General features: G+C 64.3%; 21 protein-coding genes and 1 tRNA gene. 8 read left to right on the top strand and 14 right to left on the bottom strand.

The window, feature by feature from the left end; genetic code table 11:
- Positions 1 to 65: 65 nt before the first annotated feature.
- From alaS to ABIC75_RS05840, 5 genes are all read left to right on the top strand, one after another.
- A complete protein-coding gene (gene alaS / locus ABIC75_RS05860) occupies positions 66 to 2,702 on the top strand; it encodes an alanine--tRNA ligase (protein WP_354012897.1) in 2,637 nt (878 codons plus the stop codon).
- 264 nt (positions 2,703 to 2,966) lie between these two features.
- Positions 2,967 to 3,173, top strand: a complete 207-nt coding sequence (gene csrA / locus ABIC75_RS05855; protein WP_046971859.1) for a carbon storage regulator CsrA — start codon at positions 2,967 to 2,969, stop codon at positions 3,171 to 3,173.
- A 74-nt stretch (positions 3,174 to 3,247) separates the two neighbouring features.
- Positions 3,248 to 3,340, top strand: a tRNA-Ser gene (locus ABIC75_RS05850).
- 322 nt (positions 3,341 to 3,662) lie between these two features.
- A complete protein-coding gene (locus tag ABIC75_RS05845; RefSeq protein WP_354012896.1) occupies positions 3,663 to 4,784 on the top strand; it encodes a hypothetical protein in 1,122 nt (373 codons plus the stop codon).
- Positions 4,785 to 4,970: 186 nt separating this feature from the next.
- The gene (locus tag ABIC75_RS05840; protein WP_354012895.1) at positions 4,971 to 5,558 is read left to right on the top strand and encodes a hypothetical protein; all 588 of its coding nucleotides are present in this window, start codon (positions 4,971 to 4,973) and stop codon (positions 5,556 to 5,558) included.
- A gap of 51 nt (positions 5,559 to 5,609) precedes the next feature.
- On the opposite strand, the gene ABIC75_RS05835 is transcribed toward ABIC75_RS05840, so the two are convergent.
- The 7 genes from ABIC75_RS05835 to ABIC75_RS05805 all read right to left on the bottom strand — a co-directional run bounded on the left by ABIC75_RS05835 (position 5,610) and on the right by ABIC75_RS05805 (position 14,751).
- Entirely contained in the window at positions 5,610 to 6,338 is a 729-nt protein-coding gene (locus ABIC75_RS05835; RefSeq protein ID WP_354012894.1) for a UDP-2,3-diacylglucosamine diphosphatase, read from the bottom strand.
- A 6-nt stretch (positions 6,339 to 6,344) separates the two neighbouring features.
- Complete coding sequence (locus ABIC75_RS05830; RefSeq protein ID WP_354012893.1) at positions 6,345 to 7,028, bottom strand: peptidylprolyl isomerase; 684 nt, start codon at positions 7,026 to 7,028, stop codon at positions 6,345 to 6,347.
- A gap of 89 nt (positions 7,029 to 7,117) precedes the next feature.
- On the bottom strand, positions 7,118 to 8,635 hold the full coding sequence (locus tag ABIC75_RS05825; protein ID WP_354012892.1) for a Ppx/GppA phosphatase family protein: 1,518 nt from the start codon (positions 8,633 to 8,635) through the stop codon (positions 7,118 to 7,120).
- A 76-nt stretch (positions 8,636 to 8,711) separates the two neighbouring features.
- Positions 8,712 to 10,814 carry a polyphosphate kinase 1 gene (gene ppk1 / locus ABIC75_RS05820; RefSeq protein WP_354012891.1) on the bottom strand — a complete coding sequence of 701 codons (2,103 nt, stop codon included), beginning with the start codon at positions 10,812 to 10,814 and terminating at the stop codon, positions 8,712 to 8,714.
- A 110-nt stretch (positions 10,815 to 10,924) separates the two neighbouring features.
- Positions 10,925 to 12,193 (bottom strand): phosphate regulon sensor histidine kinase PhoR, encoded by a 1,269-nt coding sequence (gene phoR / locus ABIC75_RS05815; protein ID WP_436407874.1) that lies wholly within the window; start codon positions 12,191 to 12,193, stop codon positions 10,925 to 10,927.
- A 74-nt stretch (positions 12,194 to 12,267) separates the two neighbouring features.
- Positions 12,268 to 12,957, bottom strand: coding sequence for a phosphate regulon transcriptional regulator PhoB (gene phoB, locus ABIC75_RS05810; RefSeq protein WP_354012889.1), 690 nt, complete (start codon positions 12,955 to 12,957; stop codon positions 12,268 to 12,270).
- Between the two features lie 111 nt (positions 12,958 to 13,068).
- Positions 13,069 to 14,751 (bottom strand): M48 family metalloprotease, encoded by a 1,683-nt coding sequence (locus ABIC75_RS05805; protein WP_354012888.1) that lies wholly within the window; start codon positions 14,749 to 14,751, stop codon positions 13,069 to 13,071.
- A gap of 252 nt (positions 14,752 to 15,003) precedes the next feature.
- Between ABIC75_RS05805 and grxC the strand changes: the two genes are divergently transcribed.
- The 3 genes from grxC to ABIC75_RS05790 all read left to right on the top strand — a co-directional run bounded on the left by grxC (position 15,004) and on the right by ABIC75_RS05790 (position 16,885).
- Entirely contained in the window at positions 15,004 to 15,267 is a 264-nt protein-coding gene (grxC, locus tag ABIC75_RS05800) for a glutaredoxin 3 (protein WP_354012887.1), read from the top strand.
- Positions 15,264 to 15,671 carry a carboxymuconolactone decarboxylase family protein gene (locus tag ABIC75_RS05795; protein WP_354012886.1) on the top strand — a complete coding sequence of 136 codons (408 nt, stop codon included), beginning with the start codon at positions 15,264 to 15,266 and terminating at the stop codon, positions 15,669 to 15,671. Before grxC ends, ABIC75_RS05795 begins: the two co-directional genes overlap by 4 nt.
- Before the next feature lie 200 nt (positions 15,672 to 15,871).
- Positions 15,872 to 16,885 (top strand): isocitrate dehydrogenase, encoded by a 1,014-nt coding sequence (locus tag ABIC75_RS05790; RefSeq protein WP_354012885.1) that lies wholly within the window; start codon positions 15,872 to 15,874, stop codon positions 16,883 to 16,885.
- A gap of 58 nt (positions 16,886 to 16,943) precedes the next feature.
- Here ABIC75_RS05790 and ABIC75_RS05785 read toward each other — a convergent pair whose 3' ends face one another.
- The 7 genes from ABIC75_RS05785 to ABIC75_RS05755 form a co-directional block, all read right to left on the bottom strand.
- A complete protein-coding gene (locus ABIC75_RS05785) occupies positions 16,944 to 17,405 on the bottom strand; it encodes a carboxymuconolactone decarboxylase family protein (protein ID WP_354012884.1) in 462 nt (153 codons plus the stop codon).
- A gap of 35 nt (positions 17,406 to 17,440) precedes the next feature.
- Positions 17,441 to 18,340 carry an RNA polymerase sigma factor SigJ gene (sigJ, locus tag ABIC75_RS05780; RefSeq protein ID WP_354012883.1) on the bottom strand — a complete coding sequence of 300 codons (900 nt, stop codon included), beginning with the start codon at positions 18,338 to 18,340 and terminating at the stop codon, positions 17,441 to 17,443.
- 58 nt (positions 18,341 to 18,398) lie between these two features.
- Positions 18,399 to 19,343 (bottom strand): aspartyl/asparaginyl beta-hydroxylase domain-containing protein, encoded by a 945-nt coding sequence (locus tag ABIC75_RS05775; RefSeq protein ID WP_354012882.1) that lies wholly within the window; start codon positions 19,341 to 19,343, stop codon positions 18,399 to 18,401.
- A 93-nt stretch (positions 19,344 to 19,436) separates the two neighbouring features.
- Complete coding sequence (gene thiD / locus ABIC75_RS05770; RefSeq protein ID WP_354012881.1) at positions 19,437 to 20,222, bottom strand: bifunctional hydroxymethylpyrimidine kinase/phosphomethylpyrimidine kinase; 786 nt, start codon at positions 20,220 to 20,222, stop codon at positions 19,437 to 19,439.
- 105 nt (positions 20,223 to 20,327) lie between these two features.
- On the bottom strand, positions 20,328 to 21,707 hold the full coding sequence (locus tag ABIC75_RS05765; protein WP_354012880.1) for a PhoH family protein: 1,380 nt from the start codon (positions 21,705 to 21,707) through the stop codon (positions 20,328 to 20,330).
- Between the two features lie 148 nt (positions 21,708 to 21,855).
- On the bottom strand, positions 21,856 to 22,317 hold the full coding sequence (locus ABIC75_RS05760; protein WP_354012879.1) for a peroxiredoxin: 462 nt from the start codon (positions 22,315 to 22,317) through the stop codon (positions 21,856 to 21,858).
- A 278-nt stretch (positions 22,318 to 22,595) separates the two neighbouring features.
- On the bottom strand, positions 22,596 to 23,162 hold the full coding sequence (locus ABIC75_RS05755) for a glycine cleavage system protein R (protein ID WP_436407873.1): 567 nt from the start codon (positions 23,160 to 23,162) through the stop codon (positions 22,596 to 22,598).
- Positions 23,163 to 23,196: the final 34 nt, after the last annotated feature.

The following is a 23,196-nucleotide window of genomic DNA, read 5'->3' as shown; positions in this document are numbered from 1 at the left end:
CGGGAGAGTGTCGCTTCGGCGGTGCCTTCCAGGCGTGATCACTCCGCCAGGTCTTCCCCAGCCGCATGAAAACCGCCGAAATCCGCTCGACCTTCCTCGACTATTTCCGCTCGAAAGGGCACACCATCGTGCCGTCGAGTTCCCTGGTGCCAGCCAGCGATCCCACGCTGCTGTTCACCAATTCGGGCATGGTGCAGTTCAAGAACGTATTCCTGGGTAGCGAGAAGCTGCCATACGTGCGCGCCGCTGATGTACAGCGCTGCCTGCGCGCGGGCGGCAAGCACAACGACCTCGATTCGGTGGGCTATACCGCGCGCCACCACACCTTCTTCGAAATGCTCGGCAACTGGTCGTTCGGCGACTACTTCAAGCGCGACGCCATCGCCTTCGCGTGGGAGCTGCTGACCGACGTCTTCAAGCTGCCCAAGGACAAGCTGTGGGTCACCGTCTATCACACCGATGACGAAGCCTTCGACATCTGGAACAAGGAAGTGGGCGTGCCGGCCGAGCGCATCGTGCGCATCGGCGACAACAAGGGCGCGCCGTATGCGTCCGACAATTTCTGGCAGATGGCAGACACCGGTCCGTGCGGTCCGTGCACCGAGATCTTCTTCGACCATGGCGAAGAGATTGCCGGTGGCCCGCCGGGCTCGCCCGACGAAGACGGTGACCGCTACATCGAAATCTGGAACCTCGTGTTCATGCAGTTCGACCGCGCGCCTGACGGCACGCTGTCGCCGCTGCCGGCACCGTGCGTGGATACGGGCATGGGCCTGGAGCGTCTTGCCGCCGTGCTGCAGCACGTGCATTCGAACTACGAGATCGACCTGTTCGAGCACCTCATCAAGGTGGCTGCTGGGCTGACCGGCACCAAGGATCTCGCCAACAAGTCGCTGCGCGTGATTGCCGATCACATCCGCGCGTGCTCGTTCCTCATCGTCGATGGCGTGCTCCCGTCCAACGAAGGTCGCGGTTACGTGCTTCGCCGCATCATCCGTCGCGCGTTGCGCCACGGCTGGATGCTCGGCGTGCGCGGCGATTTTTTCTGGAAAATGGTGCAGCCGCTGGTCGAAGAGATGGGCCAGGCCTATCCGGAACTGGCGCAGAAGCAGGCCTTCGTGGAAGACGCGTTGCGTACCGAGGAGCGCCGCTTCGGCGAAACGCTGGAGAATGGCATGCGCCTGTTCGATGCAGTGGCGGCCAAGTCCAGCGGCACCATTCCCGGCGCTGATGCATTCCGCCTGTACGACACCTATGGCTTCCCGGTCGACCTGACTGCCGACATCGCGCGCGAGCGCGGCCTCACGGTGGACATGGACGGCTTCGAGCAGTCCATGAAGGAGCAGCAGGATCGCAGCCGCGAAGGCGGCAAGTTCGAAGCCAAGGGCCAGATGCCTGCGGAGCTGGCCAGCCAGCTGCAGCCGACGGTGTTTCTCGGCTACGACTCGCTGATGAGCCAGGGCAGCAAGGTGGTGGGCATCGTGCGCGGCGGCAAGCAGTACGACCAGCTTGGCGATGGCGAAGAAGGCCTGGTCATTCTCGATCGCACGCCGTTCTACGCCGAATCCGGTGGTCAGGTGGGCGACACCGGCGTGCTGGTGAATGCGTCGGGCTCGTTCGCCGTGGCGGACACGCTCAAGATGGGCGGCGTGTTCTTCGGCCATGCCGGCCGTTGGAAGGGCAAGCAATCGCTGCGCGTGGGCGAAGTGGTCGACGCAGACGTCGACGGTTCGCGCCGCCAGGCCATCGTGCTCAATCACTCGGCCACGCATCTCCTGCATGCCGCGCTGCGCAAGGTGCTTGGCGAGCACGTGACGCAGAAGGGTTCGCTGGTGGCGCCGGAGCGTTTGCGTTTCGACTTCTCCCACTTCAAGCCGATGAGTGCGGAAGAAGTGCGCGAGATCGAGACGCTGGTGAACGCCGAAGTGCGCCGCAATGCGGCAGCCGAAGTGCACCACATGGGTTACAACGAGGCGATCGAATTCGGCGCCATGGCGCTGTTCGGCGAGAAGTACGGCGATGAAGTGCGCGTGCTCAAGATGGGTGGTTTTTCCACCGAGCTGTGCGGCGGTACCCATGTGGGCCGCACCGGCGACATTGGCCTGTTCAAGATCGTGAGCGAAGCCGGCGTGGCCTCGGGCGTGCGCCGTATCGAAGCTGTGACAGGTGCCGGCGCGCTGGCTTATGTGGCCGACGAGGAACGCCGACTGGGCGAGTTCGCGCAGCTGTTGTCGACCAGTGGTGACGACGCCGTGGAGAAACTGCGACAGCTCTTCGACAAGCAGAAGAAGCTGGAGCGTGAACTGGAATCGCTGCGCGCCAAGGCCGCGGGTTCGGCTACGGCCGACCTGGCCTCCACGGCCCGTGACGTCGATGGCATCAAGGTCGTCGCAGCACGCCTGGAAGGCCTGGACGCCAAGGCCCTGCGCGACGCCATGGACCAGCTCAAGCAGCAGCTGGCCGACTGCGTGGTACTGCTGGCCGGCGCCGCCGATGGGCGCGTTTCGCTAGTGGCGGGCGTGAACGGCAAGGCACTGGGCCGGGTAAAGGCCGGCGACATCGTGGCCCACGTAGCCAGCCAGATCGACGGCAAGGGCGGCGGCCGTCCGGACATGGCACAGGGCGGCGGCGCCGATACGGCGGAATTGCCCGGCATTTTGGAGGGTTTGGCGGGCTGGATCGGTCAGCGTCTGGCTTCCTGAGCAGGTCAACCGCCGAGAGTCCGTTGCCGTTTACGCATTGCGCTGCTATTGGACGCTCGGCTAGTATCCAAGCACTGCCGACACCGAAATAGTTGCGACGGTGTCGCTCGACATGGCATCACAGGGGATGCCTCGTCTGTGTAACCGGGGAAGGCGGTAGGGCCTTCGGCGGTAGCATCGTCGAAATGTTCAGGCGGTGAAGCTCAGGGGTGAGGCATAACCGTCTGTTGGGCCTGTGACCAAAGTATTCATGGAGTGGCAAACATGTTGATTCTGACCCGCAGGGTCGGTGAAACCTTGATGATCGGTGACGAGGTGACCGTTACCGTTCTCGGCGTCAAGGGCAACCAGGTGCGCATCGGTATTAATGCGCCAAAGAACGTTGCCGTGCATCGTGAAGAGATCTATCAACGGATCAAGAACGAGCACGAGCCGGATGGCACTGCCTCTGGCGGTACTGGCGAACACTGACAGGCAAGAAACGCTTTACCTCGAGCGCGCCGGTTAGTATCCTTGCCGGCTCCGCAGGAATGCGGATAAAAAACGGAGAGATGCCCGAGAGGCCGAAGGGGCTCCCCTGCTAAGGGAGTATAGGGTCAAAAGCCTTATCGAGGGTTCGAATCCCTCTCTCTCCGCCAGATACGCAAAAAGCCCCTCGCGGGGCTTTTTGCGTATCTGGCGGAGAGAGAGTTGTGGACGAACCCTCTTGGTTCGACAAATTTGCCAGGAGCAAATTTGGACAGCCGAAGGCTGGCCCCGGAGCGCGCAGCGCGGAGGGATGAGGCCCATGGATGGGCCGAACAATCCCGCCTCCATGTAGCAACGCCGGCGAATAAAGCCGATTGGGTTTTCGCGCGTTCTCGACTGAACCCCACCGAACCTGCCACCCTCAACGCCGTACGACCCTGCACCCTCTCAGGCGTTACCTTTCCCAGAATCCACGACCTGGGAGTAGGCGTTATGGATAGGCTCGCATTCAGCCGCATGGCGTCGCATCACCGCCTGTTTCGCACCATCGTGGCGGTCTTGGCATTCGCAACTGCATCAACGCTTTCCCTCAATGCGAGCGCAGGCGTTTCCGTAGGCGTCGGCGTGTCGGTCGGTGTTGCACCACCGCCGTTGCCGGTCTATGTGCAGCCACCGATTCCCGCCCCGGGTTACCTCTGGGTGCCGGGCTATTGGGCCTGGGATGGTGATGGTTATTACTGGGTGCCAGGAACCTGGGTGTTGCCGCCCTACGTCGGTGCGCTTTGGACGCCGGGGTACTGGGGTTGGGGCGGCGGTGTGTACGTGTTCCATCGTGGCTACTGGGGGCCGCACGTGGGCTTCTACGGTGGCATCAACTATGGCTTTGGCTACACCGGCGTGGGCTATGCGGGCGGTTATTGGAGAAGCGGAGCCTTCTACTACAACCGTTCGGTGAACCACATTGACAACGTGCACATCACCAACGTCTACAACCGCACGGTAGTGAACAACGTCAACATCAATCGGGCCAGCTTCAATGGCGGTCGCGGCGGCATCGCAGCGCGTCCATCGCCACAGGAAATGAATTACGCGCGCGAGCGACACCTGTCGCCGGTCGCCGCGCAGGAGCAGCAGCGCACACTGGCGAGCCAGAGCCAGGCGATGCGGGCCTCGTTCAATCACGGTGCACCGTCCATGGCCGCAACGCCGCGTGCAGGTGTCTTCAATGGCGCAGGTGCCGCTCCTGCGCACGGTCAGGCAGGTCAGCCAGCACCCGCTGCCTTGAATACGCAGCGCACGAATGCGCCCGGCGAAACCACGCACAACACCATGGCCTTGCATTCGGCTGGCTTCGCGCCACACGGCGCGAATGCGCCGGGTGCCGTGCATGCGAGCAGCGCCGCGCCGGCAACCAGCCGTGCCGCGTATACGCGTGGACCGTCAACCCCGGGCGCCGGCTACCATGTCGGCACGCATGCGCAGCCGGCTTACGCCACGCACCCGGCTTCGGCGCCGGCCTATCACACGCAGGCGTTTCATCCTGTCGCCGCGCCGCACGCCCAGCCTCACGCGCAGCCGGCCCCGCATTCCGGTGGCGGGACCGAGCATCGTTGATCCGTCGATCCGAGCAAGCGACGTGAGAACGCCGAGGGACTGATGCCCTCGGCGTTCTTCATTGGAGACGAGCGCTCTGGCGTACTGACCCGTTCCATTACAATGGAGCGTGGTCCGTTTCCGGGCCGCGCGCGGATACGGAAGTAACCGCCCAACCAATCATCGAAACAAGGAGAGGGGGAATCGATGTTTAAGCGTATCGTGTTTGTAGCGCTGCTCGCCGCGTCTGGCAGTGCGATGGCGGCCAAGGACCTGAGCAATATCCCGCTGGAGTGGGCGCCCACGCAGAGTTTCGCCGAATTCGGTGCGGTTGATCTCAGCGGCCTCGGCAACGTCAAGGTGCAGTTCAACGGCTTCACCGACGTACGCAAGAATCCGGCACTGATCGCCGAGAACCATGAAAAGCAGCCGGTACGCCAGGTGACCACAAGGGACAACGTGGCCGCTTTCGTCACCGATCACGTGAAGGACGGCTTCAGCAAGGCCGGCATCAACGTGGTCGACAGCGGTGGCGACTTTGTCGTGTCGGGCGAAGTGCGCGACTTCTTCGTCAACGAGACCGACCAGTACGTGGGCAACGTCACGGTCTACGTGACGCTGAGCAACGCCTCGGGCAAGGTGCTGTGGCAGGGCATCGCCGGTGGCGGCGCGAACAACTTCGGCCGTTCGTACAAGGCGGACAATTATTATGAGACCTTGTCCAACGCCGTGCTGAAGTTGAGCAACAGCATGCTCAACAGCCCCGGTTTTCATAGCGCGCTGCAATCGCATTGATTGCATGCGGAGGACGATCACTCGCCCTGGGCGGCGAGTGATCTCCTTGCATCAAGAGAGCGCGAGTCCTCGAAGCTCGACGCCTTCTGGCGTCACCTTGAGCACGGAGCCGTGCTCGTACCAGTCACCCAGCACGATGCGTTCAGCCGTCTGTCCATCCAGATCGAATCGATGGACGGCAGGGCGGTGCGTGTGGCCGTGGATCAGCCGGGTGACGTCGGCATTGCGCATGGTGTCCGCCACGGCCCCGGCGTTGACGTCCATGATGGTTTCCATGGTGCTGCCTGTATGCGCCTTGCTGTCGGCGCGCGCCTTGGCGGCAAACGCGCGACGCGCATCGAGCGACATCGCCAGGATCTGCGCCTTCCATTCCGGCGTGCGTACCTGCTTTCGTATCGTCTGGTAGGCCACATCGTCCGTGCACAGCACGTCGCCGTGCATCAGCAGCGTGGGGCGCCCATAGAACTCGTGGACGGTGCCGTCATCGAGCAGGGTGAAGCCGGCGCGCTCGGCGAAATCCTCGCCGAGCAGGAAGTCGCGGTTGCCCACGATGAAATAGATGGGTACGCCGCTGTCGCTCAACGCCTTGGTGGCGCGCGCAATGCGAGTGGGCAGCTCGGCGTCGTCATCGTCGCCGATCCACGCTTCGACCAGGTCGCCGAGGATGTACAGCGCGTCGGCCGAACGCGCCTCGTCGCTGGCGAGGAATTGCTCGAACAGGTCGGTGATCTGCGGACGGCTATCATCCAGATGCAGGTCGGCGATGAACAGCGTTGCCATGGTGCGTCAGCCCTTCTTGCCGTTCGCCTTCTTCGCCGGCTCATTGGGCGGAGGCGTGGCCTGGGCAGGCGCGGCGGCGGGCTCTTCGCCCACGACGTTGGCGCTGTCGATCACCACCAGCGGATTGGGCACGTCGCCCGCGAACGGGCCGAGGCCACGCGTGGGCAGGGCCGCCATCTTGTCGACCACGTCCATGCCCTTGATGACCTTGCCGAACACGGCATAGCCCCAGGTCAGGCCGCTCTGGTTGCCCACGAAATCGAGGCGGCGGTTGTCGACCAGGTTGAAGAAGAACTGTGCTGTGCCGGAATTGGGATCCGCGCCGCGCGCCACGGCCACCGTGCCGCGCAGGTTGGAGAGGCCGTTGTCCGCCTCGCTCGGGATGGCCGAGCGCGTGCGTTTGGCCTGCAGGTCGCGCGTATAGAGGCCGCCCTGCACCAGGTAACCGGGAATGGCGCGGTGGAATACGGTGCCGCTGTAGAACCCATCGCGCACGTACTGCAGGAAGTTCGCGACGCTCTTGGGCGACTTGTCGGGATACAGCTCCAGCGTGATGTCGCCCTGCGAGGTGTGCAGTACCACTTGCGGATGCGCCGCGGTGGGCGCGGCAGCAGCAGGCTTGGTGGCCTGGGCCAGCAGCACGGAAGAGGGAAGCAGCAGGAGCGCGGCGGCGAGCAGGAGTCGGTGCATGGCGTATCGGGCGGCGTGTGGCATCAGGACATCATACGCGGCGAAGCGGTTCCATGGCCGGGCCGACGGACGGCCCGTACCGTCGAAGGTCAGGATGGGTGGACTTCCAGCAGCAGGCCCAGCTCGTTCAAGGGGGCTTGCTCCTGCTCCAGGTCGGCCTCGCTGAGCGGGTGCTGGTCCAGCCAGGAAGAAGGCACGGTGAGGCGCAGGCGCTGGGTGGTGGCGGCCAGTTGCATCTGCGGTAGCGATTCGGCGCGGCGCGCCCGGCGGAACAGCACGCCCAGGCGGAGCAGGGCCGTGATGTAGCGCGCCAGTTGCCGGTAGCGCTGCGGCAGTGCGGAGAAGGTGGCCTTGTCCGGCTTGCGGCGGTGCGATTCCACGATGGCCGCCAGCAGTTGCTGTTCCTGCCGCGAGAAGCCGGCCAGGTCGGCGTGGCGCAGGATGTACGCGCCGTGATGGTGATGCTGGCTATGCGCGATGGCCAGGCCGATCTCGTGCACACGAGCGGCCCACGAGAGCCACTCGCGCGCCTCGGAATCCAGCTTCCAGAATCGCGCGATCTGGTCGAAGAACATCAGTGCGGTCGATTCCACGCGACGCGCCTGGGCGCGGTCGACGCCATAGCGGTTCGCCAGCGCATCGATGCTGGCCGTGCGCGGATCGCTGCCGCCTGCGCGGCCGAGCAGATCCCACAGCAGGCCTTCGCGCATCGAGCTTTCGCAGACGCGCAGGCGCTCGATGCCCAGGGCTTCGAAGGCGGCTTCGAAAATCACCACGCCGCCGGCGATCACCGGCGCGCGGTCATCGGCCAACCCCGGCAGCTTGAGTGTTTCGATCTGGCCCTGTGCGAGCAGCGCATCGCGCAGTTGTGCCAGCGAGGATGGCGTGATGCCGTCGTCGGAGAAGCGCATCGCCTGCACCACCGAGCCGATGGCCTTGGCGGTACCGGACGAACCGAACGCCTCCACCCAGCCCGATTCGCGATAGTCCTCGGCAAACTGCTGCAGCAACACGCCGATCTCGTTGTTGGCGCGCTGCCAGCGCTTGCGATTGAGCTTGCCACCGGGGAAGAAGCGCAGCGTGGAGGCGATGCAACCGGCTTGCACGCTTTCCGTATGCATCGGCGCGAAACCGCGGCCGATGATGAACTCGGTGCTGCCGCCGCCCACGTCGATCACCAGGCGGCTCTCGCGCGAGGCGGGCAGGTCGTGCGAGGCGCCGAGGAAGATCAGGCGGCCTTCCTCGCGACCGGAGACGATTTCCACCGGATGGCCAAGCGAGGCCTCCGCGGCAGTGAGGAACGTCTGCGGCGATGCCAGCCGGCGCACGGTGTTGGTGGCCACCGCGCGCACGCGGCTGGAAGGCACGCCGGCAATGCGCTGGCCAAAGCGGGCAAGGCAGTTGAGCGCGCGTGCGCGGTGTTCGGCGTCCAGCGTGCCGTCGGCGCGCAGGCCGGCGGCCATGCGCACGGTTTCGCGCAGGCGATCGATCACGCGGGGCTCGCCGTGTTCCACGCGAGCCACCACCATGTGATAGCTGTTGGAGCCCATGTCGACGGCAGCGATCAGTTCGCCGTCCTTGATCTGGATCTGATCGCCTTGGCTCATGCGGGGCTCGTTCCGGGCTGCTGAGCGTGAATTCTCTCACGCGGGAACCAGTGCGAGTAGCGCGAATTTTTCCGCGTTACACCGTGCCTGGCGTGAGCTTCTCCAGCAGCCACTGCTGCGCGCTGTGCGGCGGCTCGTCGCCGGGCTTGGCGCGGGTGTAGCGGCCGTTGTCGTCCAGCAGCCACGCGTCGGTGTTGTCGGCGAGGTAGTTCGCCAGCGTTTCGTCGTAGACGCGCGCGGCCAACACCGGGTCGAGGATGGGGAAGGCCACTTCGATGCGGCGCTTGAGGTTGCGTTCCATCCAGTCGGCGCTGGCGCAATAAATCTCGGGCGTACCGTCGTTGCCGAACCAGTAGACGCGGCTGTGCTCGAGGAAGCGTCCCACGATCGAGCGCACGCGGATGCGCTCGGAAACACCGGGCACGCCAGGGCGCAAGGTGCACGCGCCGCGCACGATCAGGTCGATCTCCACGCCCGCCTGCGACGCACGGTACAAGGCCGAGATGACCTGTGCTTCATTGAGCGCGTTGAGCTTGGCCACGATGCGCGCAGGTCGTCCCGCTTCCGCGTGCGCCGTCTCGCGCTCGATCTTGGCCAGCACGCAGCGATACAGCGTGAAGGGCGAATGCAGCAGGTGCTTCAGCTCGATCATCGGCCCAAGGCCGGAGAGCTGCTGGAACACCTTGTGCAGATCCTCGCCGATGCCTGGATGCGAGGTCATCAGGCCGATGTCGGTGTAGCTGCGGCTGTTGCCCTGGTGATAGTTGCCGGTGGACAAATGCACGTAGCGGCGCAGCACGTCGTCTTCGCGGCGCACGATCAGCAGCATCTTGGCGTGCGTCTTGTAGCCCACCACGCCGTAGACCACCTGCACGCCGGCTTCCTGCAGGCGCGTGGCGAGGCGGATATTCGCCTCTTCGTCGAAACGCGCACGCAGCTCGATCACCACGGTGACGTCCTTGCCGTTGCGCGCTGCTTCCACCAGCAGGTCCACCAGCGGCGTGTCGGCGCCGGCGCGATAGAGTGTCTGCTTGATCGCGAGCACCGATGCATCCTGCGACGCCTGGCGCAGCAGGTCGACCACCGCCGCGAACGCTTCATACGGATGGTGCAGCAGCACGTCGCGCTGGCGCAGCACCTCGAACTTGCAGCGGCTGCCGTTGAAGGCGGCCGGCAACTGCGGAATGAAGCGCGGAAACTTCAGCTCCGGACGATCCAGGCCGTCATAGATGGTGCCTGCGCGGATGATGTTCACCGGTCCGTCGCAGCGATAGACGTCCGTTTCCTCCAGCTCGAAGTTGGCGATCAGCATGGCGACGATGGCCTTGGGGCAGTCGTTGCCGATCTCCAGACGCACCGGACGCGCATAACCGCGCCCGATCAGTTCTTCGCTCAACGCGCGCGCGAGGTTGTCCACCTCAGCCTCTTCCACCATCAGCTCGCTGTTGCGCGTGACGCGGAACTGGTACGAGCCGGCCACCTTGAAGCCGGGGAACATCAGGTCGACGAAACCTTGCAGCAACTCGGCGAGGAAGATGTAGTGATCGCCGCCGTCGCACACTTCGCTCGGCAGATGGATGATGCGCGGCAGCGAGCGCGGCGCGCGCACCAGCGCCATGTGGCCTTCGCGACCGAACGCATCGCGGCCCTTCAGTACCACGGCGACGTTGAGCGTCTTGTTGAGGATGCGCGGGAACGGATGCGCCGGGTCCAGTCCCAGCGGCGACAGCACCGGCATCACTTCGTTCTCGAAGTAACCCTGCAGCCATCGGCGCTGGCGTGGTGTCCAGCGTTCGCGCGTGAGGAAATGAATGTTCTCGGCATCCAGCGCCGGCCGCAGTTCGTGCTGCCAGGTTTCGTACTGCTGGTCGACCAGGTCGAGCACACGCGTGCGGATGCGCGACAGCAATTCGCCGGAGGACAGCCCGTCCGGGCCGGGCGCGGCCGAGCCAAACATGTGGTGATGCTTGAGCATGGCCACGCGCACCTCGAAGAACTCGTCGAGGTTGTTGGCCACGATGCTCAGGAAGCGCAGTCGTTCCAGCAGCGGAATGCGTTGGTCGCGTGCCTGCGCCAGCACACGGAAATTGAATTCGAGCGCCGCCAGCTCGCGGCTGAGAAACAGCTCGGGAGCGGCTCGGTCGAGGACGGGCGGTGGAGTGGCAGGCTTGCGACGCATCCGCACATTCTGGCGGATACGGCGCTTTGTTACATGGCGCAGTGCCGCGTAGTGTGACGCTCGTTCAGCTGGAATCGCGGGAGCGCGTCAGTGCGCCTCCGTACCCCAACTCAATCCGGATCGCTGACACCCGGCGCAAGCAGGCGCTCGCTGCTGAACCAGCACGAGAAGGTCGAGCCCTGGCCCGGTTCACTCTGGATGTCCAGGCGGGCCTGATGCAGGTTCAGCACGTGCTTGACGATGGAAAGGCCCAGGCCCGTGCCGCCGCTTTCGCGCGAACGGCTGGACGACACGCGGTAAAAGCGCTCGGTGAGACGCGCCAGATGCGAGGCCGGAATGCCATAGCCCGTATCGGTGACCGAGTAGACCGCACCTTCGGACGTGCGACGCCAGCGGATGGAGATGCGGCCGCCCGTGGGCGTGTAGCGCACGGCGTTGCTCACCAAGTTGGAGAACGCGCTGTGCAGGTCTTTCACCGAGCCGAGCAGGTCGGCTTCTGCGGTGGATTCCACGGTGATCTGGTGGCGACCCTGGCTCAGTGCTTCGGCTTCCTTGCGGATCGTGGCGAGCAGCGGCGTCATCTGCACGCGTTCGTCCTGCACGTGCTCCTGGGTTTCCAGGCGCGACAGGGTGAGCAGGTCTTCCACGATCTGGCCCATGCGCTTGGACTGCGCGCGCATTTCGTTGAGCACGGGCGCGAGCTCGGGCACGTCTTCCGGATCGAGCAGTTCGAGGTAGCCGTGGATCACCGTCAGCGGCGTGCGCAATTCGTGCGACACGTTGGCGACGAAGTCGCGGCGAATCTGTTCCAGGCGCGTGAGGTGACTGATGTCGCGCGCGAGCAACAGGCGCTGGCGGCGGCCGAACGGCAGCAGCGTCACGTTGATGTGTCGGTTGGGATGGCCCGGCGCGGCCACGTCGTTGAGCGGTTCGCGCGCGCCTTCCTTCAGCCACGTGGCGAGTTCCGTGGTGCTCAGGCGCTCGTCCAGGTGGGCGCCGCGGTCCTGCGGACGACGCAGGCCCAGCAGGTCTTCGGCGGCGTGGTTGAACCAGCGCACGTGCTGTTCGTTGTCGAGCAGCACGACGGCATCCGGCAGACTGCCGGCGGCACTGCGCAGGTCGCGCAAACTGGAAGCGATTCGGCGGGAGCGCGTCATGAAACGGTCATGCTTGAGAGAGGTCTGCGTCGGATCTTGCGCCATCATGAGCTGTGCTTGATGACGGATTCGGGTCACTAAAAAGACGATTTCGACGGCGGCGACCAGCGCAAAACCCGTGGCCACGTGACCTCCCGCAAGCCATCCCGCAGCCGCGCCCGCAAGCATTCCGGCAATGAGCGCGGCCGGCAGCTTCCAGGAGCGGTCGAAGGTTGTTGGCATAGGGAGGTAGTCAGTCGTGCCGGGCTGGCGGTTCGCCAGCATCGGCAAAAGCTTTCGTTCCCGCAATAGGAAGGTCAGACGCTGGCAGAGAATCGATAGCCCGCGCCGCGCACCGTCTGCACCATGTCATCGAGCTTCCATGGTTCGAGCGTCTTGCGCAGTCGACGGATATGGACGTCCACGGTGCGTTCTTCCACGTACACGCTGCCGCCCCACACGTGGTCGAGCAGCTGCGCGCGCGAATACACGCGCTCCGGGTGCGTCATGAAGAAATACAGCAGGCGGTATTCGGTGGGACCGATGGTCACCGGCTCGTCGCCAGCGAACACGCGGTGGGCCGGGCCGTCGATGCGCAGGCCGCCCAGTTCCACCATGCCCGAACCGTCGTCGCCCTGGCTGCGGCGAAGCACGGCCTTAATGCGTGCCACCAGCTCGCGCGTGGAGAACGGCTTGACGACGTAGTCGTCCACGCCGGCTTCCAGGCCGTTCACGCGATCCATTTCCTCGCCGCGCGCCGTGAGCATGATGATGGGCACTTCGCGGCTCAGCTCTTCCTTGCGCAGGCGGCGCGCGAGGTCGAGGCCGCTGGTCCCCGGCAGCATCCAGTCGAGCAGGATGAGATCGGGCACTTGTTCGGCGATGGCCAGTTGGGCTGCACGCGCGTCAGCGGCGTGGATGGCGTCCATGCCGGCCTTGCGCAGCGCAAAGGCGACCATGTCACGGATCGAAGCTTCGTCTTCGACAATCAGGATGCGCTTGTGCACACGTTGGGTCCGCTGGGGGAGGGGCTGTGACGCATTTATTGCAGCGGCCCAATGTTACGCCCGGATGACATTTCACATGATTACAACAACTCGGCGTGCTTTTCGTGAAAATCAGCGCACGGCATTGGCGGCGCTGAAGCAGAGTCGCCCCTGGCAGTTCGCGCCGTTCTGCAGCTGCTGGCTGCGGCCGTCCGGGTTGTCGTCGGTTTGGATGCGGCGCTTGCGCAGTTCCATCACCAATGGCGTGAGGTCGTTGATGCGGGCCTGGATGCGGGCGCGGGAGTAGTAGTCCAGGTCGGGGCGCTTGAGCAGGTTCTTGAGCTGCTCCATGGCATCGAACGGACGGCCCGAGAGGTAGGAGGCATCGGCATAGGCTTCGCCGGAGCGCACCGGGTCGCCTGCCTTCTCGGCGGCGCGCGCATACGTGCGATAGAGCTCCGGCGCGTCATTGTTGTCGAGCATGGGCATCACCATGGTCGCCGCCTGTTTGGCTTCGTCCGGCGAACCGCCCTCGGTGAGGGCCTTGGCGTAGCCCATGGCAATGGCGCGATTTCTGGGCGATTGCTGGTTGAGTTCGGCGTAGAGGGTAAGGGCTTCGGCGCGGCGTCCGGCCTGCAGTTTGGCGTCGGCCATGGCGAGACGGATGACCTGGCTGTCCGGATGCGCGGCAAGCACGGATTGCAGCTCGTCCACCGCCTTGGCGCCGCGGTTGCTGCGGATCAACGCCAACGCATAGCCGTAACGGTTCGAAGGTGTGTCGAAGCCGCGCTCGTTCTGCAGGTTGGTGGCGTAATAGGTGGCCAGCTGCCCCGGATCGCCGGAGAGCACGCGAACGCGCTCGCGCATGAGCAGGTACACATCGAGCCCGCCCTTGCTGTCGCGGGTGGCGATGGCGGTGGGGTCTTTCACGAAGGCGATCGGCGCGGTGCTCTTTTCCCAGTGGGTCTTGTCGAGCGTGGAGCCGTTGGGGCGCTGCTTTTGCTGGGCGAGCAGGGCACCGGCGCGCGCCTTGGCGTCGCTGATGCGGTCCATGCTGACCGGGTGGTCCTGCAGCAGCGCCGGCACGTCGCCGATGTCACCGCCCGAACCCACGCGCAACGTGTCTTCCATGCGGCCGAAGAACGCGGCCATGGCGTTGGGATCGTAGCCGGCGTTGGACAAGGTCTGGATGCCCGCACGGTCGGCTTCGATTTCGTCCTTGCGGGTGAAGTTGATCTGGCGCTGCATGAGCAGGCCCTGGCCGCCCATCATGATGGCGCCGGCCGCGTCGCCTGCACCGGCGCCTGCGCCTGCGGCAATGGCGCCCAACAGGATCAGCGCCACCAGCGGGGTATCTTTCTTCGACGCCTCGAAGGCGCGCTGCAGGTGGTTCTGCGTGATGTGGCCAATTTCGTGGGCGATCACGCCAGCCAGCTCGCTTTCGCTGTTGGTGATGATGATCAGGCCCGAGTTCACCGCGATATAGCCGCCGGGTGCGGCAAACGCGTTGATGATGTTGTCCTTGGCGATGAAGAAGGAGAAATGCTCCTTGGGCTTCTCGCTGCCGGAGACCAGGCGATAGCCCAGGTCGTTGATGTAGTCGTCCAGCATGGGGTCGTCGACCACCATGTCCAGCGCACGCATCTGGCGCAGCATGGCGGCGCCGTATTCCTGGGCCTCCTGCGGCGAGATCAGGGCGTTCGCCGAGCTGCCCAGGTCGGGCAGGCGCACATCGCGGTCTTGCGCACCGGCGCTGAATGCCAGGCCCGCGCAGAGCAGGGCCGTGAGGAGGCGGGTGGGCGTGAGACGGCTCATGGGCGTCCTGCCCGCAGGCTTTGCGTGGTCATGTGTTCCGTTTTCGTTAGTCCGCACGAGGGGCTTCCGGCCCCATTTGACGGGGAAACGGACTGTCTCCGGGGCGGGGCGTGGTGCCATGCGCATAGGTCAGCGACAATAGCATTAGTGACACCGCTCAACGGTGTCAGTTCACTTGGCTTCACCGTTGTTTACCGCCCTGGCGGCCCCATGTAGGGCTGCCGTAGGGTTCCCAGATTTTCGGAGTGTGTCGTGCCCAAGATTGAGGTTTATTCCACGGCGGTATGCCCGTACTGCGTGTCTGCCAAAAACCTGCTCAAGTCCAAGGGGCTGGAGTGGAGCGAGGTACGCATCGATACCGATCCGGCGCAGCGGGACGTGATGCTGGCGCGCAGCGGCGGTCGTCGCACCGTGCCGCAGATCTTCATCAACGACCACCACGTGGGCGGCTTCGACGATCTCGTCGCCGCCGACCGCAGCGGCAAGCTGGCCGAACTCCTGGAGATCAACGCATGAGCAACCCGACGGATCAGGCCGGCAAGGACCGTGTCGCCGAATTCACCGCGTTTCGCCAGCGCATGAACGAACGCATCCTGTCGGAAGACAACCAGGTCGTGCGCCGTTTCTTCGCGCTCGATACGCAGACCTACAAGCCCGGCGCGCTCGATGTGAAGACCAAGGAGCTGCTGGGCCTGGTCGCCTCCATGGTGCTGCGCTGCGACGACTGCATCAGCTATCACGTGGCCCAGTGCAAGGAAGCTGGCGTGTCGCGCGAAGAGTTTTTCGAAACCTTCAGCGTCGGCTTGGTGGTGGGCGGTTCCATCGTGATCCCGCACCTGCGCCGGGCGGTGGATTTCCTCGACCAGCTGGAATCGGGCGAAGGCGCCGCGCTCGCGGCGGACCACGCCAGCCACATCTGAGCCTGAGGGCGGGGCGGCACCCTCCTTGCCGTCCCGTTGACGCATGCGAGTTTATTCAATGCTGCATGCGAGGATTTGCATCGGTGGCCAGGCCTTCCGGTCTGGCCGCGTCGCGCCGCATCGGGGATAATCGACGGGATTTATAGCCCTGTCGTACCCCGCCACAGGGTTGCTCGATTCATATCCCAAGGAGTGTCCCCATGAGCAAGACCATTGCCGTGATTCCGGGCGACGGTATCGGCCCCGAGATCATGAACGCCACGTTGCGCGTGCTCGACGCCCTGGACTGCGGCCTGTCCTACGAGTTCGTCGATGCCGGCATGGTCGCGCTGGAGAAGAGCGGCGACCTGCTGCCGCAACCGACGCTCGACGCCATCGCCAAGCACAAGGTGGCGCTGAAGGGCCCGCTGACCACGCCGGTGGGCGGTGGCTTCACCTCCATCAACGTCACGCTGCGCCGTCATTTCGACCTGTATGCCAACGTGCGTCCGGCGATCAGCTTCCCGGGCACCAAGGCGCGCTTCGAGAACATCGACATCATCACGGTGCGCGAGAACACCGAAGGCGCGTACCTCTCGGAAGGCCAGAGCATTTCCGAAGACGGCGAAACCGCCATCTCGATGGTGCGCAACACGCGCAAGGGCTCCAGCCGCATCGTGCGCTACGCCTTTGAGCTGGCCGTGAAAAAGGGCCGCAAGAAGGTCACGGCCGTGCACAAGGCCAACATCATCAAGACCGCGTCGGGCCTGTTCCTCAACGTGGCGCGCGAAATCGCCAAGGAATACCCGCAGATCGAGTTCAACGAGATGATCGTGGACAACGCCTGCATGCAGTTGGTGATGAAGCCCGAACAGTTCGACGTGATCGTCACCACCAACTTGTTCGGCGACATTCTCTCCGACCTGTGCGCCGGTCTGGTGGGTGGTCTGGGTCTCGCACCGGGCGACAACATCGGTACCGAGGCAGCCATCTTCGAAGCCGTGCACGGTTCGGCACCGGACATCGCCGGCAAGGGCATCGCCAACCCGTGCGCGCTGCTGCTGGCCGCTGCCGACATGCTCGATCACCTGGGCATGGTGGACAAGGGAGACAAGGTGCGCCAGGCCATTCGCGACGTGATGACCAACGACCGCGACAGCGTGACGCCGGACATCGGCGGCAAGGGCAGCACTTCCAGCTTCGGCGACGCCATCGTCAAGCGCGTGAAGGCCTGATAGCTGCACTTCCGTTGAATGAAAAAGCCCCTCGATCGAGGGGCTTTTTTTATGCGGGTCAGGCCGCCTGCTTCGCCGGCTGATAGCTGCCCGCCGGCGTCTGGAACGCTACGTTGATGCGATTCCAGGTGTTGATCATGCCGATCACCATGGTGAGGTTCAGCAGTTCTTCTTCACTGAAGGCAGCACGGGTATGGTCGTACACGTCGTCGGATACGCCATGCTCGCCCAGGCGCGTGACGGCTTCGGCCCAGGCAAGCGCCGCGCGTTCGCGCTCGCTGTAGAACGAGGCTTCGCGCCACCCTGCCAGCACGTAGAGTCGCTGTTCGGTTTCGCCCGCGGCGCGCGCGTCCTTGCTGTGCATGTCCATGCAATACGCGCAGCCGTTGATCTGCGACACGCGCATCAGCACGAGTTCGACCAGCGGGCGCTCGAGGCTGTACTGGTGCATCGCGGCGCTGAAGTCGAGCAGCGGCTTGAGGCTGGGGAAATGCTTCATGATCGAAAGACGCTTGGACATAGCGGTTACCTTGGCATGCGGCCACCATTGGCCGTTCAGGACAAGGACGTGCCAGCCAGAGGATTCGTGACAGCTTCCAAGCGTTTTAGCTTTTCCGGATTGCGCAGCGAGTGGATGCTGGTGATCTGCTCGCCGTCGGTATCGATCCAGGCCACGGTCGACAGCTTGGTGTTCACCCAGGTGAGCAGTGCCGGTGCACCGTTGAGCCATTGCAGGCGGTGCACGATGGCGTAGTCGCGATAACGCTGGGCGATGATGGTGTAGAGCCGCACGATGCGTTCTGCGCCGTGGAGGGGGCGCAACGTGGCCCTGGCCTTGCCGCCGCCATCGGCCATGTGCACGGCGTCTTCCGCGAACAGCGCCTGCAGCGACGGAACGCTGGCGTTCTCCAGTGCGTCGCGGAATTTTTCGAGTAACCGGCGCTGCACGTCCGGTGCATGCGTGAAGCGCGGACGTCCCTCTCGTAATCGCTGACGTGCACGATGGACGCGTTGCCGGCAGGCGTCTTCGGCGATCTGCAGCATCTGCGCGGTTTCGGCGTGGCTGTAGTCGAACACCTGTACCAGCAGGAAGGCGGCGCGTTCTTCCGGGCTGAGCCGTTCGAGCAACGCCAGGAAGGAAAGGCTGAGGCTTTCCGTGCGCTCCAGTTCCGCGTCTGGTTGTTCGGTTTCTTCCACCAGCGGTTCGGGCAGCCATGGACCGGTGTAGTGCTTGCGCTCGGTCTTGGCGCGGCGCAGGCGGTCGAGTGAAAGCCGGGTGGTTACCGTGACCAGCCAGGCCTCGGCGTCATCCAGGGCATCCGCATCCTGCTGGTGCCAGCGCAGCCAGGCATCGTGCAGCACATCCTCGGCGTCGGCCTGGGTGCCCAGCATGCGATAGGCCAGGCCCAGCAGGCGCGGGCGGAAGGTCTGGAAGGTGGCGGTGGCGGCGTCCATGGCGTTCTCCGAGGGGAAGGCTTTTCAAGGACGCATGAGACCTACCGTTCGTGACCGCTCAACGGAAGAACGGCCACGGTGCCAGGAAGATGATCCAGATCAGCACCAGCATGCCGATGTATTTCGCCGTGCGGAACAGCTTGGGATGCTTCTTCTTGAAGGCGCGGTTGCGCTCGCGGCTGCGCTGGTTGAGCGCAAACACGCGGTTGACGAAGCCGGTCTTCTCTTCCGGCGACTCGGTGTTGGGTGACGCGGTGATCTTGCCCATGAAGGCACCCACGCGATGATTGATCGAGTTCATGAAACGCGTGCGCAAGGGACGCTCCACGTCGGCGAACAGGATCACGCGCGTCTGGTCGGTGCGGTTCTCCGCCCAGTGCACGTAGGTTTCGTCGAACACCACGTCCTTGCCATCGCCCCAGCTGTGCATCTCGCCGTCAACGAAGATGCGGCAGTCTTCCGAATTGGGCGTGATCAGGCCCAGGTGATAGCGCAGCGAACCGGCGAACGGATCGCGATGCGGATTGAGCTTGCTGCCCGGCGGCAGCAGGGCAAACATCGCCGCCTTTACGCTGGGAATGGAGTTGAGCAGTGCCACCGTCTTCGGGCACAGCGTTTCGGCCGAGGCCAGCGGCTCGCCGTACCACTTCAGGTAGAAGCGCTTCCAACCCTGCTTGAAGAAGCTGTTGAAGCTCGCGTCATTGTTCTTTTCCGCAGCGCGGATGTAGCCCTCGTCGAAGAGGTGCAGGGCTTCCTCGCGAATCGCCTGCCAGTTGGCCTGCAGCAGATCGAGCTGCGGAAAGCCGCGACGATCGAGAATGGGCGTGGCCGGCACGGCGGAGAACGCGTACATCAGCAGGTTGTACGGCGCGAATACCGCCGAGTGATCCACCAGCTGGCGATCGAAGCGCAGCCTCGCGCGACCGCGCAGATGCACCAGCAGCACGCACAGGGCAAACAGTGCGAACAGGATCAACAGTACGAGGCGCGGGGCAAGGATCATGGAGAGGCATGGCGGGGAGCGGAAAGCCGCATTCTACTCCCTGAACGCGCGGCAGCCCGGGCCCCGATTCAGCGACCGTGCGGATTGGCCGCATCAATGGCCGAGAACGTGTACCTCGCCGCCGCCTGGGCGATAGCTGCGTTCCAGCGCACGCTGCACGTAGGCCACGGCACGGCGCACGGCGGAACGGGGCGCATGGCCCTTGGCCAGTTCGGCCGCGATGGCTGAGGCCAGGGTGCAGCCGGTGCCATGGCCTTCGATGGGAAGGCGGCGGTGCTTCAACTCCATCACGCCGCTTTCGTCGTAGAAACGATCGATCACCTCGCGCTCATCCGAATGGCCGCCTTTGAGCAGCACGGCACGCGCTCCCAGCACGAGCAGTGCCTTGCCGGCACGGTCGAAATCCTGCGCCTTGCGCAACTTGCGGCCCAGCAGCGCTTCCGCCTCGGGCAGGTTGGGCGTGAGCACGTCAGCTAATGGAATGAGTTCTTCCACCATGGCTTGCACGGCGTCCTCGTCGAGCAGACGCGCGCCGCTTGTGGAAATCATCACCGGATCGACCACCAGCCACGCGGGCTTGCGAGCGCGCATCTCCTTCGCCACAAGCTTCGTCACGGCGGCACTGCCCAACATGCCGGTTTTCACGGCGCCGATGGGGAAGTCGTCGAACACCGCGTCGAGCTGGCTGCGGATGTGCTTCAGCGGCACGGTGTGCACCGCCGTGACGCCTTGCGTGTTCTGTGACGTGATGGCCGCGATCACCGAGAGGCCATGCACCTGGCGAGCGTGGAAGGTCTTCAGATCCGCCTGGATGCCCGCGCCACCACCGGAATCGGAGCCGGCGATGGTGAGGGCGATGGGTGGCGTGGCGTGGGGCATGGGGGATTCTGTCGGTCGCGATGGCGCCATTATCCTCGTTCAAGCATCGCCGCGGCTGGGTAAAGGGCGGCGTCCCCGCATCGCTGCCGGAACGCCACCGCGTGCTTACAACGCCTCGGACGCAAAATCCGCCAAGCGAGAGCGTTCACCGCGACGCAGGGTGATGTGCGCCGAATGCTCCCAGTGCTTGAAGCGGTCCACCGCGTAGGTGAGGCCGGAGGTGGTTTCGGTGAGATAGGGCGTGTCGATCTGTTCGACGTTGCCGAGGCACACGATCTTGGTGCCCGGGCCCGCGCGCGTGATCAGCGTCTTCATCTGCTTGGGCGTGAGGTTCTGCGCCTCGTCGATGATCAGGTAACGCGAGAGGAAGGTGCGACCACGCATGAAGTTCAGCGAGCGGATCTTGATGCGCGAGGCGAGCAGGTCGTTGGTGGCCTGGCGTCCCCAGCTGCCGCCTTCCTCGGGGTTGGCGAGCACTTCGAGGTTGTCGGTGAGCGCGCCCATCCACGGCGTCATCTTTTCTTCCTCCGTGCCGGGAAGGAAGCCGATGTCTTCGCCCACCGATACCGTGGCGCGCGTCATGATGATCTCGCGGTAACGCTGTTGGTCCATCACCTGCGCCAGGCCGGCGGCTAGCGCGAGCAGCGTCTTGCCCGTGCCTGCGGTGCCGAGCAGGGTGACGAAATCGACGTCCGGATCCATCAGCACGTTGAGCGCGAAATTCTGTTCGCGATTGCGCGCCGCGATACCCCACACGCTGTGGTTGGAATGACTGTGGTCATCGAGCAGCACCAGCGTGGCCTTGGTGTCGTCCACGCGCAGCACGCGCAGTTCCACGCTGTTGTCGCCAGGCAGGAACAGGCACTGGTTGGGATACCAGTCCTCGTCCTTGAGCCGGTCGACCTTGTAGAACGTGCGGCCACGCTCGTTCCACGATTGCACTTCAGGGTGCTTGTCCCAGAAGTCTTCGGTGAGTTCGGTGGAGCCGGTGTAGAGCAGCGCGAAGTCGTCGAGGGCGCGGTCGTTTTCGTAATCCTCTGCATCGATGCCGTAGATCTTGGCCTTGATGCGCAGGTTGATGTCCTTGCTGACCAAGACCACCGAGCGGTCGGGATTCTGGTCGCGCAGTTCGATCACCGCCGACAGGATCAGGTTGTCCGCCTTGCCGTGGCCATTGGTGGTGCGCTGCTGGAAATACAGCCGGCCCACCGCACCGCCACGCTTGAGGTTGACGCCCTCAGGATTGGTCAACTCAAGACCATTGCTGATGCCGTGGCCGTTGCCGCGCACGATCAGTTCATTGAGGAAACGGCTGACCTGGCGGCCGTTGCGCGAAACTTCAGAAGCGCCTTTCTTCTTTTCGTCCAGTTCCTCCAACACCGTCATGGGAATGAAGACATCGTGCTCTTCGAAGCGGAACAGCGAAGTCGGATCGTGCAGCAACACATTGGTGTCGAGAGCGTAGATGCGCTTGCTTCCGGTCATACGGAAGAAACCTCTTGGGCGTGCGAGGTGGAAGAACCGCGGCATGCGGCATGCCGCGGGGATTCGGCCGAAGCGGCCGGGGTGCCATGCACGATAAGGATTCGTCCCGAAGGACGGGCAGCGGCATGGCGAAAGGGGCGATCGCGGGTCACTTGGCGGGGATGGCGTCGAGCACGGCCTGTGCGTGTCCGGTTACTTTCACGTTGCGCCATTCCTGGGCCAGCGTGCCTTCGGGATCGATCAGGAAGGTACTTCGTACGACACCCATGTGACGTTTTCCATACAGCACCTTCTCGTGGATCACGTCGAAGGCGTTGCACCAGGTTTCGTCGGGGTCGGAAACGAGCGGGAACGGCAGTTCCTGCTTGGCGGCGAAGTTCGCATGGGACTTCACCGAATCGCGCGAGACGCCGATGATCTGCGCGTGCCGCTTCTGGAACTTGGCGTACAGGTCGCGGAAGTCTTTCGCTTCGGTGGTGCAACCGGGCGTGCTGTCCTTCGGGTAGAAGTACACCACCACCCATTGACCCTTCAGGCTGTCGAGCTTCAGCTCGCTGCCATCGCCGGTGCTGCCTTTGAGCTTGGGGACTTTCTTGCCAACTTCGGGCATGGGTTCTCCTGCGAAGCCGTGGCCGGCTTCGACTGAATGTCGTCGATCAAGGGGAACGGGGCAGCGGAGGAGGGTGCAAGGGCGATTGGTGCGCGCCCTGGGATCGGTGCGATGAGACCCGCCTGCTGCATGCATGCCACTCCGGTGCTGCCCTCGGGAACAAGACTAGCGCCTGCCACCGAGGGAATGACAGCCCTTGCGGGAGACTCCCTCGAAGCGCATGCTCAAGAGCCCGGCGGCTGTGCCGGCAAATCCGGTTTTTGCGCGACAGGCGCCGCTTAGAATTTCACCGGATCCATGATGGCGTCGAGGTTCAGGCCATCGCAGAATTCCAGGAAGTCATCACGCAGCGCGGCAATGTGTGTGGCTGCCGGAATGCCGATGGTGATCTGGGCCTGGAACATGTCCGCACCTGTCTGCATCGCCTGGTAGCGCAGCGAGCTCAGCTGCTCGATAACGATGTCGCGGCGGTCGAAGAAGTCGATGATCTTCACCAGGATGCCGGGGCGATCCGACGAGATCACTTCGATCAGATAGGGCAACAGGTGCGAGTGATGCTCGCGCGGTCCCGTGCGATAGAAGGAAAGGCGCAAGTCTTCGTCGCGCGCCACCTTGGCCAGCGCGGTTTCGAGCTTCGCCACCGCATCCCAGGCGCCGGTCGCGAGCAGCGTCAGCGAGGTGTCGGCGCCGAGGGACGACACCCGCGCATCGGCCAGGTTGCAGCCGGCTTCAGCGATGCGTTTGGCCAGCGTCAGCAGTGGGGCGCTTGTGGAAGGGGTCAGTGTCTGGATCAGCAGCTGATTGTCGCTGCCGGTGCGCGCGGAAGAACGGTTCAAGGAGTCCACCTGTGGCGCTCCCGCACGATGCGGGTCAAGAAAG

Source organism: Dyella japonica, from assembly GCF_040545895.1.
GTDB lineage: Bacteria > Pseudomonadota > Gammaproteobacteria > Xanthomonadales > Rhodanobacteraceae > Dyella > Dyella japonica_D.
The sequence above is the reverse complement of the archived record's forward strand: the minus strand, read 5'-3'. Positions and strand labels throughout refer to the sequence as shown.